The 17,811-nt window shown below is 63.7% G+C and carries 17 protein-coding genes and 1 tRNA gene; 12 read left to right on the top strand and 6 right to left on the bottom strand.

The window, feature by feature from the left end; genetic code table 11:
* Positions 1 to 138 precede the first annotated feature (138 nt).
* From AB4Y77_RS07885 to AB4Y77_RS07875, 3 genes are all read left to right on the top strand, one after another.
* The gene (locus AB4Y77_RS07885; protein ID WP_442013497.1) at positions 139 to 1,542 is read left to right on the top strand and encodes an MFS transporter; all 1,404 of its coding nucleotides are present in this window, start codon (positions 139 to 141) and stop codon (positions 1,540 to 1,542) included.
* Positions 1,543 to 1,608: 66 nt separating this feature from the next.
* Positions 1,609 to 2,091 carry a cation:proton antiporter regulatory subunit gene (locus AB4Y77_RS07880; protein WP_089596429.1) on the top strand — a complete coding sequence of 161 codons (483 nt, stop codon included), beginning with the start codon at positions 1,609 to 1,611 and terminating at the stop codon, positions 2,089 to 2,091.
* Positions 2,092 to 2,096: 5 nt separating this feature from the next.
* On the top strand, positions 2,097 to 3,296 hold the full coding sequence (locus tag AB4Y77_RS07875; protein WP_311213925.1) for a cation:proton antiporter: 1,200 nt from the start codon (positions 2,097 to 2,099) through the stop codon (positions 3,294 to 3,296).
* Positions 3,297 to 3,445: 149 nt separating this feature from the next.
* Here the strand turns inward: AB4Y77_RS07875 and AB4Y77_RS07870 are convergent, their stop codons facing one another.
* Together AB4Y77_RS07870 and dcd are read right to left on the bottom strand one after the other, a co-directional pair.
* The gene (locus tag AB4Y77_RS07870; RefSeq protein ID WP_442013496.1) at positions 3,446 to 4,129 is read right to left on the bottom strand and encodes a hypothetical protein; all 684 of its coding nucleotides are present in this window, start codon (positions 4,127 to 4,129) and stop codon (positions 3,446 to 3,448) included.
* A 534-nt stretch (positions 4,130 to 4,663) separates the two neighbouring features.
* Positions 4,664 to 5,239: a dCTP deaminase gene (gene dcd, locus AB4Y77_RS07865; protein WP_442013495.1), complete on the bottom strand. Its 576-nt coding sequence runs from the start codon at positions 5,237 to 5,239 to the stop codon at positions 4,664 to 4,666.
* A gap of 125 nt (positions 5,240 to 5,364) precedes the next feature.
* On the opposite strand from dcd, the gene AB4Y77_RS07860 reads away from it, so the two are divergent.
* Complete coding sequence (locus tag AB4Y77_RS07860; RefSeq protein ID WP_442013494.1) at positions 5,365 to 7,434, top strand: CAP domain-containing protein; 2,070 nt, start codon at positions 5,365 to 5,367, stop codon at positions 7,432 to 7,434.
* A 46-nt stretch (positions 7,435 to 7,480) separates the two neighbouring features.
* On the opposite strand, the gene AB4Y77_RS07855 is transcribed toward AB4Y77_RS07860, so the two are convergent.
* Entirely contained in the window at positions 7,481 to 7,924 is a 444-nt protein-coding gene (locus AB4Y77_RS07855) for a hypothetical protein (protein WP_311213929.1), read from the bottom strand.
* A 216-nt stretch (positions 7,925 to 8,140) separates the two neighbouring features.
* Between AB4Y77_RS07855 and AB4Y77_RS07850 the strand changes: the two genes are divergently transcribed.
* The 5 genes from AB4Y77_RS07850 (at position 8,141) to AB4Y77_RS07830 (ending at position 11,797) form a co-directional block, all read left to right on the top strand.
* Positions 8,141 to 9,646, top strand: a complete 1,506-nt coding sequence (locus AB4Y77_RS07850) for a M15 family metallopeptidase (RefSeq protein WP_442013493.1) — start codon at positions 8,141 to 8,143, stop codon at positions 9,644 to 9,646.
* 79 nt (positions 9,647 to 9,725) lie between these two features.
* Positions 9,726 to 9,796 (top strand) — tRNA-Gly (locus tag AB4Y77_RS07845).
* Positions 9,797 to 9,953: 157 nt separating this feature from the next.
* Positions 9,954 to 10,415, top strand: coding sequence for a nuclear transport factor 2 family protein (locus AB4Y77_RS07840; RefSeq protein ID WP_442013492.1), 462 nt, complete (start codon positions 9,954 to 9,956; stop codon positions 10,413 to 10,415).
* A 93-nt stretch (positions 10,416 to 10,508) separates the two neighbouring features.
* Positions 10,509 to 10,643, top strand: coding sequence for a hypothetical protein (locus AB4Y77_RS07835; protein ID WP_311213932.1), 135 nt, complete (start codon positions 10,509 to 10,511; stop codon positions 10,641 to 10,643).
* Positions 10,640 to 11,797 (top strand): N(5)-(carboxyethyl)ornithine synthase, encoded by a 1,158-nt coding sequence (locus tag AB4Y77_RS07830; RefSeq protein ID WP_311213933.1) that lies wholly within the window; start codon positions 10,640 to 10,642, stop codon positions 11,795 to 11,797. The genes AB4Y77_RS07835 and AB4Y77_RS07830 overlap by 4 nt, the downstream gene beginning before the upstream one ends.
* Positions 11,798 to 11,868: 71 nt before the next feature.
* On the opposite strand, the gene AB4Y77_RS07825 is transcribed toward AB4Y77_RS07830, so the two are convergent.
* A complete protein-coding gene (locus AB4Y77_RS07825) occupies positions 11,869 to 13,254 on the bottom strand; it encodes an MFS transporter (protein WP_442013491.1) in 1,386 nt (461 codons plus the stop codon).
* Positions 13,255 to 13,432: 178 nt separating this feature from the next.
* On the opposite strand from AB4Y77_RS07825, the gene AB4Y77_RS07820 reads away from it, so the two are divergent.
* From AB4Y77_RS07820 to AB4Y77_RS07810, 3 genes are all read left to right on the top strand, one after another.
* Entirely contained in the window at positions 13,433 to 14,287 is an 855-nt protein-coding gene (locus tag AB4Y77_RS07820; protein ID WP_442013490.1) for a LysR substrate-binding domain-containing protein, read from the top strand.
* A 39-nt stretch (positions 14,288 to 14,326) separates the two neighbouring features.
* On the top strand, positions 14,327 to 14,893 hold the full coding sequence (locus tag AB4Y77_RS07815; RefSeq protein ID WP_442013489.1) for a GNAT family N-acetyltransferase: 567 nt from the start codon (positions 14,327 to 14,329) through the stop codon (positions 14,891 to 14,893).
* Positions 14,894 to 15,102: 209 nt separating this feature from the next.
* Positions 15,103 to 15,876, top strand: a complete 774-nt coding sequence (locus AB4Y77_RS07810) for a sugar phosphate isomerase/epimerase family protein (RefSeq protein ID WP_442013488.1) — start codon at positions 15,103 to 15,105, stop codon at positions 15,874 to 15,876.
* 26 nt (positions 15,877 to 15,902) lie between these two features.
* Here AB4Y77_RS07810 and AB4Y77_RS07805 read toward each other — a convergent pair whose 3' ends face one another.
* Positions 15,903 to 16,676 (bottom strand): alpha/beta hydrolase, encoded by a 774-nt coding sequence (locus AB4Y77_RS07805; protein WP_442013487.1) that lies wholly within the window; start codon positions 16,674 to 16,676, stop codon positions 15,903 to 15,905.
* Positions 16,673 to 17,710, bottom strand: coding sequence for a LacI family DNA-binding transcriptional regulator (locus AB4Y77_RS07800; RefSeq protein ID WP_442013486.1), 1,038 nt, complete (start codon positions 17,708 to 17,710; stop codon positions 16,673 to 16,675). Before AB4Y77_RS07800 ends, AB4Y77_RS07805 begins: the two co-directional genes overlap by 4 nt.
* Positions 17,711 to 17,811: the final 101 nt, after the last annotated feature.

The following is a 17,811-nucleotide window of genomic DNA, read 5'->3' as shown; positions in this document are numbered from 1 at the left end:
TCGGTTTAGCTAGTTTATCAAGCGGGACGGACAGTTTTTCGCCAAAGAGCCGGGCTGGAGGTTACGTTTCAATCCCTGTTCTCCACATAGCGGGCTGTCATCCGCCCGCCGTTGTCCCCTCCGCTATAGCATCGAGCTATGAACGCGGCCGTAGTTCCCGAAGCCTCCCCACCGACGTCCGAGCTCGCCTCAGGACCTGTCGCCTCCAAGAAGGGCCAGATCCTTGCGTGGGCTTCCTGGGACTGGGGCTCGGCTGCATTCAATGCGGTCATGACCACGTTCGTTTTCACCGTCTACCTCACCTCCAATGCCTTCGGCGGAGAGGACGCGGCCTCGGCTGCACTGGGTGCTGCCCTGGCCATCGCCGGTCTGGCCATTGCGCTGCTTGCTCCTGTCACCGGTCAGCGTTCGGACGCCGGTGGACGCCGCAAGCTGTGGCTCGGGGTCAACACGGCCGCCACTGCCGTGCTCACTGCGCTCTGCTTCTTTGTCTTTCCCCAGCCTGAGTTCCTCTTGCTGGGTGTTTGCCTCATCGCGCTGGGTAATGTCTTCTTTGAGTTCGCCGGCGTCAACTACAACGCCATGCTGGCGCAGATCTCCACACCCAAGAACATTGGCAAGGTCAGCGGCTTTGGCTGGGCCATGGGATACCTGGGCGGCATAGTTGCCCTTCTGCTGGTTCTGCAACTGTTCGTCCAGCCGTCCTTCGACTGGTTTGGCGCCTCGACGCAGGACTCCCTCAACATCAGGCTCGTGGCAGTCTTCTCTGCACTGTGGTTCTTCATTTTTGCCCTGCCAGTGATGTTCGCCGTCCCAGAAGTTCCCGCGAAGAAGGCCACTGCTTCCTTGGGGTTCCTGGCCTCTTACAAGTTGCTGATCCGGCGTATCGGTGCCATCTACCGGACCAGCCCACACACCATCTACTTCCTGCTCTCCAGCGCCATCTTCCGTGACGGCCTCGCGGCTGTTTTCACCTTCGGCGGGGTCATCGCCGCAGGTACGTTCGGATTCGAACTCAAGGAAGTCATCTTCTTCGCCATCTTCGGCAACGTAGTCGCTGCTGTCGGTGCCATCATCGGCGGCTTCCTGGACGACAGGATCGGACCCAAGTCCGTCATCGTCCTCTCGCTGGTGGGCCTCCTCATCGCCGGCACCTTCATTCTGGTGCTGGGCAACGGGGACTACGTCTTCCTCGGTAATGAGTGGCCCGCGAGCAACACGTTCTGGATCTTCGGCCTGCTGCTGTGCCTGTTCGTAGGCCCGGCGCAATCGTCCTCGCGGGCCTACCTGGCCAGGCTTGCACCGGAAGGCGAGGCCGGCGAACTCTTCGGCTTGTACGCCACCACCGGTCGGGCCGTCAGTTTCCTTGCTCCCACCCTCTTCACCCTGTGCATCGCCATCGCCTCTCCCCTGGTTGCCGAGGGCGAAGCCCAACGTTGGGGCATCCTCGGAATCATGGTGGTGCTTCTTGCAGGCCTCTTGGTGATCCTGCCGGTCAAGCCGCCGGCGAAAGTGGAAATAGCTGTGGTCCCCGAGCGTTAACTACTAAGGACCGGTTGAAGTGCGGGGGTCGTACCGCACCGGTTCAGGACAGTTTAGGGTGGAGCTATGAACGTGGATGAGACCGAACTCCCGGGCCTTGGGGTCCGCAAGGACTTCGTCACGGCCTCGGGCCGACGCATCGGTGTAGTGGAACTGCGGGAAGGCGAAACAGAGCTTTTCGTCTCAACGTGGGACGACCCCGATACCTGCCAGGCGTCCATTCCGTTGACTGCCGACGAAGCCTCGACGCTGGGCAACCTATTGGGCGGGCAGCACATCGCCATGCGCTTGGCAGAAGAGCATCGCGAGATACCAGGCATTGTCACCCGCCAGTTCTCCATCACTCCTGATTCGCCCTTCGTCAACCAGCCCATGGGCAAGGCTCAGATCCGCACCCGCAGTGGTGTCTCCATCGTGGCCATCATGCGCGAAGGCGAGGTAGTCCCCTCGCCTGCACCCGACGTCGTACTTCACACCGGCGATTTGCTCGTAGCGGTCGGCACCCAGGAAGGTCTTGACTCGGCAGCCGACATCCTTCGCAACGGCTGAGCGGGATGGATCCGCTCGCCCTAGCCCTCGTTGAACTGGGGGCCGTCGTCTTCTGCCTCGGCCTCTTGGCTCGACTAGCGGGCCGAATCGGCATGTCCCCCATCCCCCTCTATCTCGTTGGTGGGCTTGCGTTCGGCGCCGGCGGGTTCGTCAAGCTGGACGGCATGCACGAGTTCGCCCATCTTTCCGGCGAAATTGGTGTCATTCTCCTGCTGCTGATGCTCGGGTTGGAATATACGGCCTCTGAGCTGGTCACGGGGCTCCGGCGATCATGGCAAGCCGGTGTCATGGATTTTGTCTTCAACTTCCTGCCAGGCGCAGGGTTGGCCGTCCTTCTCGGCTGGGGACTGGTAGGTGCCATTGTCATGGGTGGCGTCACCTATATCTCCTCGTCAGGCATCGCGGCCAAGGTCATCACGGACCTTGGCCGGATTGGTAACCGCGAAACACCTGTGGTTCTCTCCATCCTCGTTTTCGAAGACCTGGCCATGGCCATCTACCTCCCCATTCTCACCGCCATCCTTGCCGGCGTTGGTTTCCTTGGCGGACTGCAGACCGTGGGAATTGCCCTTGCCGTTGTCACCGTGGTGCTGGTCATCGCGCTCAGGCACGGCCACCGCGTCTCGCAGGCAGTGCACAGCGAGAACTCCGAGGTGTTCCTGCTGAACGTTCTGGGGCTGGCCCTTCTTGTAGCCGGCATCGCTTCTGCCCTTCAGGTTTCCGCGGCCGTTGGGGCGTTCATGTTGGGCATCGCCATCTCCGGCGCAACGGCCCATAATGCCACTCGCATCCTTGAGCCGCTGCGGGACCTTTTCGCGGCAATCTTCTTCGTGGCATTCGGACTCAACACCGACCCCACTTCGATTCCGCCTGTCCTCGGTTGGGCGCTTGTGCTGGCCGTCGTCACTGCGGCAACCAAAATGCTCACGGGGTTCTGGGCCGCCAAACGCGCCGGTATTGCTATGCCAGGCCGCTTCCGCGCAGGGGCCGCCTTGATCGCCCGCGGCGAATTCTCCATCGTCATCGCGGGGTTGGCCGTCGCTTCGGGGGCAGTTCCCGACGAACTCGCCGCACTCGCCACGGCCTACGTCCTCATCATGGCCATTCTGGGTCCGCTGGCCGCCCGCTTCGTGGAACCGGTGGTCAAGGCGCTCCGTCGAACCCCCGGCGCCCCGCCCCGGACCCCGGAGCGTGCCCCGGCCTAAACCGCTCGCCGAGGGGCGACATCTCAACCGAAAGGGCCCCCACCCAAAGGGTCGAGAGCTACCCCCTCAACACCAAGCTCCCCTCGTCCTCGCCGAGGGGCGACATCTCAACCAAATAAGCCCCACCCAAAGGGGTGAGACCTCACCCCTCAACCACCAAGCTCCCCCTCGTCCCCGCCGAGGGGCGACGTCTCAACCAAACCCCCACCCCCAAAGGGTCGAGAGCTAACCCCCCCCGGCTGCCATCCACCGCGTATCAGCGACTCACGGATGCGTTTTGCAACCCCCTCGTAACCGCGTTCCCTTACATGCTCGGCGGTAACGACGACAGAGATCCAGCCGTTTGCTGCGAGCGCCGCCTCGCGTCGGATGTCGGACTCCTTCTGAGCGGCACTAAGGTGATGGCCGCCGTCGTAATTGATCGCAACCTTGAACTCGGGGTAGGTGAGATCCGGCCACGCCACTTCGCGGCCCGAAGGATCACGCACCGCGTAGCTCAAGACAGGTTCGGGCAGGAAGTCGCGGCCCATGGCCAGTCGCAGCCTGGTCTCGGGAACAGAGTCGGCGCCCACGCGGGTCAACTCCAGCGCTGCCCGCGCCTTCCGAATGCCGCGCATGCCGGTATGTCGATCGACTTGTGCCTTGAGATCCTCAGCAGAGCAGAGGGGAATCCTGTTGTGACCAAAGCTTCGGGTTTGGCTGCAGATGAAGTAGTCGGCGGCCGCGACCAAGTCCTCGAAAGCCAGCACCGCAGCCAGATCCAGCCACGTGCGGGCGGGGCCGGTCACGGGGATCCCGTCCACCGAACTGATGTCCGGCACAGCGAGCACCATTCGATGTCCTTTGACTCCCCTGCGTTGAGGCCGAAAGGCGCCGTCGGACCTCGTCAGATGAACCAGGAAATCCTGCTGGGCATCCCAAGGCAATGGGCATCCCCACAGCATTGCAGCCGTCTCCCGACAACAGATGGCCCCTTCAGTTATGCCGGTGAGGAGGCGGGCCGTGTGCGCAGGGTCCTGTTGTTCGCCCCAAGGAACCCGGACTCCCCTGCTGGCAACGCGAAGATCGTTATTCCAGGCACGATGATCCGGCATTCCGGCCGCGCGCTGTTCGGCGAGCGTAAATGAACGGCCCCGGATCTCGAACGGAAGCGGTGCAGAAATCCTCATCAGCCATTGTTGGCATGGTTGAAGATGCGCTGAGAGGTTACCCACAGTGTGGAGGACTAGTGGAGCTGAGAAGGCCTCATTGAGGGGCGACGTCTCGACCGAAAAGGCCACCCAAAGGGTCGAGAGCTAACCCCTCGACGCAAAGAGAAAGAGGCGAGAGCTAACCCCTCGCCGCGAGAGCAGAGGGCGCAGCAGAGTCTAGATGGAGGTCCGGTGGAAGTTCTGGTGGCTGCGGCTGGCGGTGGGTCCGCGCTGGCCCTGGTATCGGTTGCCGTATTTACCGGAGCCATAGGGGTGCTCGGCCGAGGACGTCAGCCGGAAGAAGCACAGCTGGCCGATCTTCATCCCGGGCCACAGCTTGATGGGCAGGGTGGCCACGTTGGAGAGTTCCAACGTCACGTGCCCCGAGAACCCGGGGTCGATGAAGCCGGCGGTGGAGTGCGTCAGCAGTCCGAGCCGGCCCAAGGACGACTTTCCCTCAAGACGCGCGGCAATGTCGTCGGCAAGGCTGACAGTCTCGTACGTGGAGCCCAAGACGAACTCGCCCGGGTGCAGGATGAAGGGCTCGTCGCCTTCCACCTCCACCAGCCGGGTCAACTCGGGCTGTTCCTCGGCGGGGTCGATGTGGGCGTATTTGTGGTTATCGAACAGCCGGAAGAACCGGTCGATCCGGACGTCCACGGAAGACGGCTGCACCATCGCGGGGTCGTACGGCTCAAGAACAATCCGTTGGGAGTCTATTTCGGCACGTATGTCGCGGTCAGAGATCAGCACAGCATCAAAAATACCCCATGCGCCCAAGTCCCCATGCATTGTCCGGGCGGCCCCGTGGGACTATAGTTCCCGGACATGTAGAACCGCGCCCGTACCTGGGGGCAACGAGCATTCGCGGGGTAATTGTGAAAAAACTGGCAGTGCCGGCGTCCATTGTGCTGGCCGGGGTGCTGGCCCTCTGCGTCGCCGCCTCCAGCCAGATCTTGCCGGCCACGGATGCGGGTCCAAGCGGCAGCACCACTCCCTCCTCCAGCGTCGAGTCTGGTTTGACGGCACCTGAGTCAAGCACGACGCCGGACGCCGCACCTTCCGCGGATACCCCCACGGCCGGCGAAGCCTCCGACCCCGCCACCGTGCCGGTCCCGGAAGAAGGCTCCGAAAGCGGTGCGCCGACCAGGCCCGTCGCCCTGGACCCGGTCATCGAGACGCCGCCGCCTGTGCCAAACATTGGGCCGTCGTGGGGTCCGGACGGTCCGCCGGCGGACCCGATGGACGGGACGGAGGGGCCGGCGAACCCGGGCGCCAGTGACCCTGCCGCGTCCAGCCCAACCGAGCCGTCGCCGTCGTCACCGTCGCTAGTTCCGTCGCCGACAGCGCCAGCCATGGGCCCACTGCCGTCGGCCTCACCGACGTCAACAACAACGACAACAGCACCCCCCGCAACATCCACAGCAACACCCACCCCGACAACAACCCCCTCTCCCACCCGGACCGCAACTCCCACAGCGTCAGCGTCCGCATCGGCTGACGCGACCCCCTCACCCAGCGCAACTCCAACACCAAGCGCAACTCCAACACCAAGCGCAACTCCAACACCCAGCGCAACTCCAACACCCAGCGCAAACCCACCACAGACCCCAACGCCCAGCACCGCCCCCTTCCCCGGCAAAGCCCCCAGCGGTGCAACAGACCCGGACAACGGCGCGCTTGCCCTCCTCCCGGACAGCAACACCGCCGCAATCCTGACGGTGTTCAACGCGATCAACAGCTATCGGGCATCTCTGGGCCTGGCCCCGGTGAAGTACCACGCGACAGTGGCGAGCCTTGCCCAGGATTGGTCGAACAACATCGCGACCCGGGAAGTGATCCAACACCGCGCCAATTTCTGGACGGACCCGCGTGCGCTTAATCCGAACAACGGCGCAGGTGAAGTCATAGCTGTCCGCTGGGACCGTGATGCGGCGCAGTTGGTGGAGTGGTGGAAGGGTTCCCCGGGCCACGATGCCCTGCTGCGTGATCCCCGGTTCAACGTCATGGGCATCGGCATTACGTACACGGACGGCAACTGGCAGACCACGCCCAACCGCTTCACGCTGTGGGGTGTGGTGAATTTCTTTGGCTACACCTCGCTGCCGGCGGGAACCACCAATGCACCTGGCGGGACGGTCACTCCTCCCACGGATCCCATTGGAGCGTGCCAGCCGGGCGACAAATACCAGCCGCCTACCGTCAATCTCAGCTCCGCCTCCATCAGGAGTGCAGCAGATCTCGTCTCCATCGCGGCGGACGGAACTGTGTATTCCTACCCCTCGCTGGGGAACGCGAAGTACGGCGCGGCCCGCAAAATCGGCATCGGTTTCACGGGGCTCAAGGAACTGTTTGTCAGTGATTGGGACCGTGACGGCGTCTTCGACCTCATTTCGCAACGCACCGACGGGGCACTCCTGGTGTATCCGGGGAGGCAGACGGGCGGCTTTGGTTCGCCCGGAGTGCTGGGCCACGGCTGGCAGTCCTTGAACATTGCTGTGGGCAACTGGTGCGCCAACAACCGGCTACCGCAAATTGTGGCCATGGATGCCTCGGGCGGCCTGTGGTTGTACAAGAATGCTGGAATGACGTACATCCGTTCGCAGGCCGCGATCGGAACCGGAAACAAGGCCATCCGGCTCAGCATGGTGGATTACAACGCGGATGGTTTCCAGGATCTCCTTACCGTTGAGCCCAATGGTTCCCTGCGCCTGTACCGGGGCAGCGGCCTGGCTACGCCCAAGCAGGAAGCCCGGCCCATCGTGGGTGCCGCCTGGACGGATTACTCCGGACTTCGTTCCCTGCAAGGCGTCACGGGGGCAAATACCACCGGCGTTGCCGGCTTGGGCACCAACGGGGTTCTGGAGTACTGGGACCTCACCTCGGGGAGGCTGACGACGCCCCTGGCGGTGGGCGGCGGCTGGACCGGCTACAAGCTCGCCCAATAGCCGGGCCGGCAGCCGACCCGACATAAGAGCCGGAAATACGAAGCGCTCACACCACTGAGCGTGACTCCATCACGGTCTTCAACTGTTCCAACTGGGCCACTTCGGCCTCCATGGTTTTCTGGATCATGCCGTTCATGAGCTTCTGCAGGCCCTTGGGGTGGTATTCCAGGGCGAACCTGAGTCGGGTGGTTTGGCCTTCGGTGCTGAGGTAGTAGCCGCCGGTGGGCCGCGCGGGTCCGGCGACGACGGCGAAGCGCACTTCCGCTCCGGGCCGGGCTTCGGTGATCTGGAAATCGGCGGCGATGGGGCGGCCGCCGGGACCATTGATGGTCTGCTGGTAGAGCGCGCCTTTTTGGCCGCGGAGACCTGAGCGCAGTGAAATGCTGCGGATCCCGGACCGCCAGAGGGAATTGTTCATGCCGTCCATGAGGAATCCGTAGACGGTCATGGCGTCCCTGCCGATCACCACTTCGTAGTCTGCAAATGCCACGGAAACCTCTTTCGGCGTACGGTTCGATATGTAGTAGCCGGGTTCCCCATACGCTGCAGCTAACACCTTCAGAATAGACAGCGCATGCCGTGCCGGGGCACAAAAGAGGCGAGCCTTGACCGAATGGTTATCTGGCGCTTCACAAAGTTACGACTGACACGGCGGGCCCCACGGGGTAGAGTTCCCGAGGCTGGCAAAAACCGAATTGGGGGCGTTATGCGGGTTCTGGGACATCAAACTATTGCAGGGAATGCACGACGCCGGGTGGCCGCGTGCGCGGTTTTCCTCGCCATGGCGGTGGCTGGCGGCGTTGTCACCGCCGTTCCCGCAACGGCGGCAGCACCAACGGCGGCAGCACCCGCGGCTGCAGCAACCACAAAGGTCCCCGCAACGGCCAACCCGTTGCCGAGCGTCGACCCCGTTGGGGACCCTGCCAACTTTTCGGTCCTGGTCAACAAATCGCGGCCACTGAACCCGGCTACCTACGCGCCGTCGGACCTTATCAACGCGCGTGGCTCCGGCCAGTACATGCGGGCGGAAGCTGCCGCGTGGCTCAACGGACTTTTCCAGGGCGCAGCTGACGCAGACACGGGTGGCTTGTCGATCGTGAGCGGGTACCGGTCCTACGCGCAGCAGCAGCAGGTTTACGCGTATTACGTCAGCATCTACGGGCAGGCCTATGCGGACACCATTTCGGCGCGCCCCGGGTACAGCGAGCACCAGACGGGGCTCGCCATGGACATCGGCAACGCCGCCGGCAACTGTGGCTTGAGCACCTGCTTCGGCGATACCGCAGCGGGTAAGTGGGTAGCTGCGAATGCCCACAAGTACGGCTTCATTGTCCGCTACCCCAACGGTTACACGGGCACCACGGGCTACAGCTACGAGCCATGGCATTTGCGGTATGTGGGCGTAGCCTTGGCCACCGACATGAACCGGCGCGGTTTCCCGACGCTGGAGCACTACTTTGCGGGCAACACCGCAGCCGCAGCAAGCATCAAGTCCGGCGCGGACCTGGTGGCTGCTGACGCGTCGGGCCGTCTGTTGCGCTACCCGGCGACGGCGGCCGGCAGCTATGCGGGTGCCGTCCAGATCGGTTCGGGCTGGTCCGGGTTGAAGCAGGCCTTCGTGGTGGACTGGGACATTGATGGCGTCTACGACATCCTGGCGCAGTGGAACAACGGCGTCCTGGGTGTGTACCGGGGCCTTCCGGGCGGCGGGTTCGCCAACCAGGTTGTGGTGGGCAACGGCGGCTGGGAGCGCATGACCATCACCGTGGGCAAGTGGACGCACGCGCATGGCCGGCCCGGCGTCGTCGGCTATTTCCCGGACGGTGTCCTTCGCTACTACCCCAACACCTTTGGTGGTGCGCTGAGCGCCCCGCAGGTCATCGGCAAGGGCTGGAATGGCATGGAACTGACCATTGCCGATTGGGAGGGCGATGGCGCCAACGACATCCTGGCCAGGACAGGTTCCGGCGCCCTGATTAACTACCGCGGCGATGGATGGGCAGGCTTCTACGGACCGGCCACTACCGTGGGCACCGGCTGGCAGTACATGCGCGTCCTGGCCCCCAGTTTCGGGCTGACTGGCGCGGGCACCCGCGGCATCACTGCACAGACCGCCGACGGCAACCTCTACAACTACGGACTCGGCCGGGGCCAGTGGACAACCTACCGCCAGGTGGGCTCCGGCTGGAACGGCCTGAAACTGTTCAAGTAGGCGGCCGACGCGCCTGTCATGGGCAGCCCCGCAACTGCGCTAAGCTAGGACTCGCTCGGGGCGAAAATTCCCGGGCAGCGCGGGCGTAGCTCAATGGTAGAGCGCTAGCTTCCCAAGCTCGATACGCGGGTTCGATTCCCGTCGCCCGCTCAAGGAAAACCCCGGATCCCACGATCCGGGGTTTCTTTGCGTCCAAGGACTGAATGCCCGACGGCGGTACTCACCAATCCGGGCCACGCACCCATCGACCAAAGGGGCTCACGAGCCTAAACTCGTCCGTACATCCACTTATCCGGGAGGTCCTCCAATGACTCTCACCGACGCTGATGAGGCGGGCCCGCTCGCCGTCATCAACCGCCTGCTGGAAGCCACGAACAAGCACGATCTCGAAGGCCTCGCGGCCTGCTTTGCGCCGGGCTATGTCAACGAAACACCGGCGCATCCCACCAGGGGCTTCACTGGCCGGGACACTATCCGCAGCAATTGGGAGCAACTTTTCACCGGTGTTCCGGACATCAAAGCGCATCTGCTCTCGCACAGCGTCAACGGCAGCTCCATCTGGACCGAGCTGCACCTGAAGGGTGCGTGGCGCGATGGTACGCCGCACGAAATGACGGGCGTCATCATCTTCGGCGTGGACGGGGGCATCATCAACAGCGCGCGCTTCTACTTGGAGCCGGTGGAAAAGGCGGCAGCGTTGGACGATACCGCCGATCGTGTGACCCACCGTGTCACCCATGGCCGTCCTGCGGCCGAGCCGGCGCAGTGACCCCAAGGACAGTGACCGCGGCCACTGCTTCTGCGTGCGAGGTGTATCGTCAGGAGTCAGGAGCCATTTCGGCTCCGCTCTAAGGGAGCCATCATGGGCGACAAATCACCGCGCCAAACTGCATCGAAGAAATCCAGCAAATCCATCAAGGAAAAAAGGGCGGACAAGCGGGCTACTGAGTCCTCCGCCACCGAGGCTGCAAAGCCTTCTACCGGCAACAAGAAGTGACCGCGCCAACCGCCCAGCTGAGCATAGGCGTCCTCGCTTCCTCGCTGAAGCCCAATGAGCGCCGCCTCCCCATCCATCCCCAGCACCTGGAGCGCATCGACCCGGAAGTGCGCCAACAGCTCCGGTTTGAATTCGGCTACGGCGAGCGGTTCGGCGTCTCTGACAGCACGCTGGAATCGCTGGTGGGTGGGCTCGGTACGCGCCAGGAATTGATCGCAGGCAGCGACGTCATCCTCCTGCCCAAGCCGCAGGCCCAGGACCTGGCCGAACTCCGCGACGGCCAAACACTGTGGGGCTGGCCGCACTGCGTCCAGGACCGGGCCATCACGCAACTGGCCATCGACAAGAAGCTCACGCTGATCGCCTTCGAGGCCATGAATCACTGGGCCGGCGACGGTGGCTTCGGGCTCCATGTTTTCCACAAGAACAACGAGCTCGCCGGATACTGCTCTGTACTGCATGCCTTGGCACTCACTGGTTCCACTGGCGACTACGGCCGCCGGCTGAGCGCCGTCGTCATCGGTTTCGGTGCCACTGCCCGCGGTGCCGTGACGGCGTTGAATGCCCATGGTGTCCACGACGTCCAGGTCCTGACCAACCGTGGTGTCGCCGCCGTCGGGTCACCCATTCATTCGGTGCGGATCGTGCAGTTCGACCATGACAGCAATGCGCCGTTCCTCAGCGAAGTCATCACGGACAAGGGGCGCAAGCCCTTGGCGCCGTTCTTGGCCGCGGCGGACATCGTGGTCAATTGCACCCTCCAGGATCCCAACGCTCCCCTGACCTACCTCCGCACGGAAGACTTGACGGAATTCCGCGCTGACAGCCTGATTGTGGACGTTTCCTGCGACGAAGGAATGGGGTTCAGCTGGGCACGCACCACCACCTTCGACGAGCCCATGTTCCGTGTGGGCGGGCACGTCAACTACTACGCTGTGGACCACAGCCCGTCGTATCTGTGGAACTCGGCCAGCTGGGAAATCAGCGAAGCCTTGCTTCCCTTCCTGGACACTGTGGCCGCAGGCCCGGGCGGGTGGGATGCCAACGAGACCATCTCGCGGGCCATCGAAATCCGCGACGGCGTCATCCGCAACCCGGATATCCTGGAATTCCAAGGACGCTCAGCGGAGTACCCGCACCTGCCAACGGCATAACGAAGCTCAACAGGAAGCGCCCGCGGTCATGCCGCGGGCGCTTCACCTGTTTAAGCCGGCCGGGATCCTGGCTACACCGGTTGGGGTGCCTGCACGATCCGCAGCACCCGCCGTCGGTCACGCAGGTCCACCTTCAGGTGCAGCGAAGACTTCCGGGCAAGGACGACGGCGACTACCGCAGCGGCGATGGCCGGCACGCCACCTGAGATCAGGACAGCAAGGTGCGGACCAAAGTGCTCGGCCAGCCAGCCCATCATGGGGCCGCCAATGGCCTGACCGCCGATCAGCACCACCAGGTAGAGGCTCATGACACGGCCGCGGATGCTCATGTTGGAGCTGGTCTGCACCATTTGGTTGGCCGCGGTGAGGAACATGAGGCACCAGAATCCGGCGAGGACCATGGTGACGCTGAACCACACCATGGAGGGCATCAGCGATGATACACAGAGCATGAGTCCGTACAACCCCGCCGACGTCACTACCGACCTCAACCGCAGCTGGCGACGCCGGGTGGACGCCACTGCTCCGATCAGTGCGCCGAGCGCAACCATCGCGTTCAGCAAGCCGTAGCCTCCGGCACCGGCGTCGTACACGTGGTCCGCAAAGGCGGCCAGCAACACAGGCAGGCTCATGGCGAAAACGGCCACGAACCCGGCCATCAACCATGGCCAGTAGATGGTGGGCTTGCTGAGTGCGTAGTTGAGTCCTTCACGCAGCATCCCCTTTTTGCGGGGCGTCGGCTGGCTGAGGTGCAGTTGGTCCTTGCGAAGGATCAGCAGCATGGCAACGGTGGAGCAGCAGGCCACGGCGTTGGCAGCGAAGGCCCAGCCGGCACCGACAGCGGTGAGCAGCACACCCGCCAGGGCGGGACCGATCAAGCCGCCCAGCTGGAACGTTGTGGAGTTCACGCTGATGGCGTTCCGCAGGTATTTGGGGCCGACGAGCTCGTTGACGAATACCTGCCGGGCAGGCTGGTCAAGGACCGTCACAAAACCGAGGGCAAGTGCGATGACGTACACGTGCCACACTTCGACGCGACCACTCAACGAGAGCACCGCCAGCAATGCAGCCAGCACGGCCGCCGCCGATTGGCAGATGATGAGGATCTTGCGCTTGGCAAAGCGGTCGGCAATCATGCCGCCCCACGGGCCCAGGAACAGTGACGGCATGAACTGCAGCGCCACGGTAATGCCCACGGCGGTGACGGAACCGGACAGCTGCAGCACCATCCAGTCCTGGGCGATGCGCTGCATCCAGATGGCGATCACGGCAATGAAGTGGCCGATCGCGAAAATCCTGAAGTTGGGGACCTTCAGGGAGATGAAAGTGTGACGCCAGGGCAGCTTTTCACTCACGACGGCGAGTGGCTGGGTGACGGTGTCCGGAGCCGGAGGAGCGGACAGGGAATCGATGACGGGCTGGCTGACGTTTGCCGCTGAAGGCGGTGGGGGTGCCAAAAGTAGTCCTCGGATCGAGAGTTTCGGTGGGATACGTTTAACGCTATGGTTGCCAGCAGCAATTATGGAAGCGTATTGCGCCTATAACTAGCATTGCGGAATGCAATGGGTGGCTTGCAGCGCCGGGGAAGCGGCGCAGCACTTCGGCCCGGCGCTGACCTGCGCTCAGAGGAGTTCCGTGTTTGAACCTGTCCAGCTCCGCTCCTTCTTGGCCGTTGCCGAAACGTTGAGTTTCACCAAGGCAGCAGAACGGCTTGGGCTCGCGCAGCCCACCGTCAGCCAGCACGTCCGAAAGCTCGAGGCCGCCGCCAAGCGAGTGCTCGTGGCCCGGGATACCCGCGAAGTCAGGCTCACTGACAACGGTGATGCCATGGCCGGTTTTGCCCGCAACATCCTTGCTGCCCACGATTCCGCGGCCCGCTACTTTTCCGGCTCGGCCATGCGGGGCCGCCTCCGCTTCGGGACAGCCGACGACCTCGCCATCACCGGCCTCCCCCGGATTCTTCGCGAGTTCAGGCAGCTCTACCCGCAGATCAACCTTGAGCTCACTGTCAGCCAAAGCGATCAGCTGTACAAGCGTCTCAACGCCGGGCAACTGGACCTGGTGTTCGTGAAATGGGTGGCCGGCGCCAAGGAGGGCACGGTGGTCCGCCACGATAACTTCGCGTGGGTGGGCGTGGAGCAGACCGTGCTGGAACCGGGCGCACCTGTTCCGCTGATTGCGTACCCGGCACCGAGTTTGAGCCGGAAGCTCGCCATCGATGCTCTGGAAGCGGAGGGCCGGACATGGCGGATCACCTGCAGCACCAAGCAGATCAGCGGAGTGCTGGCGGCCGTCCGGGCCGGGATTGGAGTCGCCGTGATGCCGGCATCGCTGGTGCCCGAGGACCTGAAGGTCATCACCCAGCGCTTCGGGTTGCCGCCGGTGGGCGACGTGGACTTCACGCTGATCCGGAATCCACTGGCCAATGCCGAAGTCATCGACGCCCTGACGCAAGCCATCATGGGCCGGACGCTGAACAAGTCGAACTAGCGGACCGGGCACCGGAAGCAGCCGTAGTACGCTCGCCCAATGATTCACGCCAACCTCACCAAACCGTCTGCCAGCTTCCATGCGTCCTGGTTGGAAAGCTGGGACGAGTGGGGAACCCTTAACCAGGATGGCTCGGCGGCTTTTGTTGCTGCGAGATACGAGCTGGATCTCCGCGACAGCAGCGACTTCGCCCAGTGGGTTGATGTCCTGCATCAGATGGCCAAGGACGACTTTCAACCTCCCGAAGGTTTGGCCAACCAAAGCACCATCTGGGTGGTTCGGGAGGATGCATATTTGGGCGCCGCCAGCCTCAGGCACTCGTTGGCCAATGACTATCTAACTGAGGTGGGAGGCCACATTGGCTACGGAATTCGGCCAAGCGCAAGGGGTCACGGTCTCGCCAAGTTTGCGCTGAAGGGTGCCTTGGAAGAAGCGCGTGCGCTCGGAATGGAACGCGTGCTGGTGACATGCAAGCAGCCGAACGCAGCCTCAGCCCGCACCATCGAGGCGTGCGGCGGCGTTCTTGAAAGCGTCCGCCCTCCGGAGAGCTTCGCTCCGGATTTGGGCGTCACCGAACCGATTCGTCGCTATTGGCTAGAGCTGTAGTCCCATTGATGAGTGCGGTCATTGTCATCGCTGACTCGGCACCTACGCCGCACCCCTTTCCGCCGATCGCACCAGTAACCTCTGGTGCGATCTGCGGGAACGGGTGCGGCGCTTGCGCTTAAGGGGCGCGCGCGGCGGGAGCGGGTGCGGAAATGTTCAGCAGGCGATACGCCCTTACCGGGTAAGCGCATTCCCGGTATCCTGTAAGCATGATCGACCTCACCACGCTGGCTGACCTCACGCCTGGCATCTGTTCCGTGACTCTCCGCTCCCACGGGATCGACGAGGTGGTCCGAATTTCCTCAAACGCAGGCCTGGCCGGCATCGAGTGGGGCACTGATGTGCACGTCAGCGATGCGGAGTCCGCGGCGCACGCAAAGGAATCAACTGAAGCGGCGGGTCTCACGGTTCTCTCGCTCGGCTCGTACTACCGCTGCGGCGCCTTCGGAGACTTCGATCGTGTCCTGGACCTCGCCACGGCGCTCGGCGCCCCACGAATCCGGGTGTGGGCCGGCGAACTGGGTTCGGCCGGCGCCAGCCAGGAACACTGGGAAGCAGTTGTGAAGGACACGCAGCGGATTGCGGATCTCGCAGCCGCCCGTGGCGTCGCTATCGCGTTTGAGTATCACGGCAACACCCTCACCGATTCGCCCGCCACCACCCTGGAGCTACTGACCCGGGTGAACCACGCCAATGTCGGCACTTACTGGCAGCCCGCCGTCGGACTTTCAGACCAGCAGGCGCTGGAGTCCCTCCACGAAGTCCTACCCCACGTGGTGGGCGTCCACTGCTTCTCCTGGGGGCCGGTTGCCGAACGCTTCCCGCTGCGGAACCGGAAGTTGCTGTGGCAGACCGTCACTGACGTCCTGCGCGGAAACGGCAAGGATCTGGACATCATGCTGGAGTTCGTCGAGGACGACCTTCCGGACAACGTCATCAACGACGCCTCCTTCCTCCACACCATTACTCTGGGTGAGGACTAAGTCTTTTCGGCGAGAGCCATACCCGGCTACGCAGCCCAACCCATCCGGCGAAGCCACGCGGCACAGAGTGCGGTCCATTGCTCGGCACCGGGTGTTCCCAGGGCCAAACCAAGCCCGTGAATACCGTTCGGAAAAACGTGCAGCTCCGTGGCAACACCGGCCCTACTGAGCGCGCCGGCATAAGCGAGACTGTGGCTGATGGTGACGGATTGGTCGTCGGCGGTATGCCACAGGAATGCCGGCGGTGTTGTTGGACTGACGTGCAGATCCGTTGAAAGCTCCTGCAGAACCTCAGCGGCGGCACCCGCTCCGGCGAGGTTGTCCACGGACCCCTGATGGACAGAATCCAGGAACGAAATGACCGGATAACAGAGGATGCTGAGGTCCGGAACAGCGTCGATGGTGTCCAACGCAGGATCGCCGGTGGCTACCTCCACGGACAACGTGGACGCGAGGTGCCCGCCGGCCGAAAACCCCAGGACGCCCACCCTCGTGGCGTCCACCTTCAGCCCGTGATCACCGCTGCGGATCCACAGCATCGCCTGCTTGGCATCCACCAACGGAGCCGGGTGCTGATTCGGCGCCACCCGGTACCGCAGCACGAACGCGTGGATTCCCAACGAAGCCAGCCATTCAGCCACCGGCTCGGCCTCGTGGTCCGCCTGCTTCGCATAACCCCCGCCGGGAAGCACCAGGATGGCCGGCGCGGCTTGAGCGGAAGGGTCGCCGGTGGAACGTTCGACGGCGGGAATCACCGTCAGCGCCCGGGGCGCCTGCGCTGGTGGCCCCGCCGTCGTCATACCTGTGAGTCCACCGGAGTTTCGGTGCTGCGGCGGAGCTTGACCGCGCCGCTGACGGGAGGAGTGTCCGGATCTCCTGCTGCGAGCCGGCCAATATCCTCGAGCGGCAGGTGCACGGTGGACAGTGCAGGCCGGAAGTCGCGGAGGGTCTCAATGTCGTCGAAACCGGCGATGGTGGCGTCGCGGGGAATCCACACGCCCTCCGGCCGAAGGGCAGCGGTAACGCCGATGGCCATGACGTCATTGACTGCAAAGATGCAGAGGCGCTCTGTGGAGGACTTGATCCGTTCGGCAAGCGCCTGGCCGGCTTCGTACCCGCCGGCCCGGTTGAATCCAGTGCGGATCACCTCGGCGGCGGGCCTCCCAGCGTCCGCGAGCCCGCGCTGGAAACCGCGGACACGGTCGTCCGAAGTGTAGAGGCCCTCGGGACCGGCAATGATCAGGAAAGCACCGTCATGAGTGGCGGCCAATTCCATAGCGAGGCCGGAAGCCAGTTCCTCGTTGGGGACTTTCACTACGTGGTAGCCCTCGGTAGTGGACGCGCCAACCACCGGATGGCCAACAACGCCCACGTGACCGCCATTGCGGCAATAGCGGTCCAGTTCTGCGGCCAGCTCGGTATTTCCTTGCTTGTCCTCAGCCCGCACGGAGCGCGAACCGGCAATGACGATCGAGTCGGCGCGACGCGCAGCGAAGGCTGCCACGGCCTCTTTTTCGTCCGAAGGAGCCCCGGAAGTGCTGGCCAGGAGCACCATGCGGTTCTGCTGACGGGCAGCTTCCTGGACTCCGCGGGCGATCGCAGAGAAGTAGGGATCGGCGATGTCGTGGACAACCAGTCCGATCAAGCCCGAGCTCGACTTGGCCAACGCCTGCGCCTGCGCGTTGGGCACGTAGCCGAGCTTATCGGCGGCCTCGCGGACGCGTTCGGCAATGTCTTCGGCGGGCTTCCGGGACGAGCCGTTGAGGACCCTGGATGCGGTGGCCAGGGATACCCCGGCCAAACGGGCAACTTCACTCAGTGTGCTGGCGGCCACGGGGCCCTCCTTGTCTGCAAGCGTCGGGACTGGCGCTAGGGAAATTATGTCAGTCTTCCGCGAGTTTTGGGAAAGCGCTTGCCAATCCGGCGAGTCATGGT

The organism is Paenarthrobacter sp. YAF11_1 (assembly GCF_052113445.1).
Classification (GTDB): domain Bacteria; phylum Actinomycetota; class Actinomycetes; order Actinomycetales; family Micrococcaceae; genus Arthrobacter.
The sequence above is the reverse complement of the archived record's forward strand: the minus strand, read 5'-3'. Positions and strand labels throughout refer to the sequence as shown.

Coding starts and splice junctions, on each gene's coding strand:
- AB4Y77_RS07885 (WP_442013497.1), top strand. CDS start 139: ATGAACGCGGCCGTAGTTCCCGAAGCCTCCCCACCGACGTCCGAGCTC.
- AB4Y77_RS07880 (WP_089596429.1), top strand. CDS start 1,609: ATGAACGTGGATGAGACCGAACTCCCGGGCCTTGGGGTCCGCAAGGAC.
- AB4Y77_RS07875 (WP_311213925.1), top strand. CDS start 2,097: ATGGATCCGCTCGCCCTAGCCCTCGTTGAACTGGGGGCCGTCGTCTTC.
- AB4Y77_RS07870 (WP_442013496.1), bottom strand. CDS start 4,129: ATGGTGCTCGCTGTGCCGGACATCAGTTCGGTGGACGGGATCCCCGTG.
- AB4Y77_RS07850 (WP_442013493.1), top strand. CDS start 8,141: ATGCGGGTTCTGGGACATCAAACTATTGCAGGGAATGCACGACGCCGG.
- AB4Y77_RS07840 (WP_442013492.1), top strand. CDS start 9,954: ATGACTCTCACCGACGCTGATGAGGCGGGCCCGCTCGCCGTCATCAAC.
- AB4Y77_RS07835 (WP_311213932.1), top strand. CDS start 10,509: ATGGGCGACAAATCACCGCGCCAAACTGCATCGAAGAAATCCAGCAAA.
- AB4Y77_RS07815 (WP_442013489.1), top strand. CDS start 14,327: ATGATTCACGCCAACCTCACCAAACCGTCTGCCAGCTTCCATGCGTCC.
- AB4Y77_RS07810 (WP_442013488.1), top strand. CDS start 15,103: ATGATCGACCTCACCACGCTGGCTGACCTCACGCCTGGCATCTGTTCC.
- AB4Y77_RS07805 (WP_442013487.1), bottom strand. CDS start 16,676: ATGACGACGGCGGGGCCACCAGCGCAGGCGCCCCGGGCGCTGACGGTG.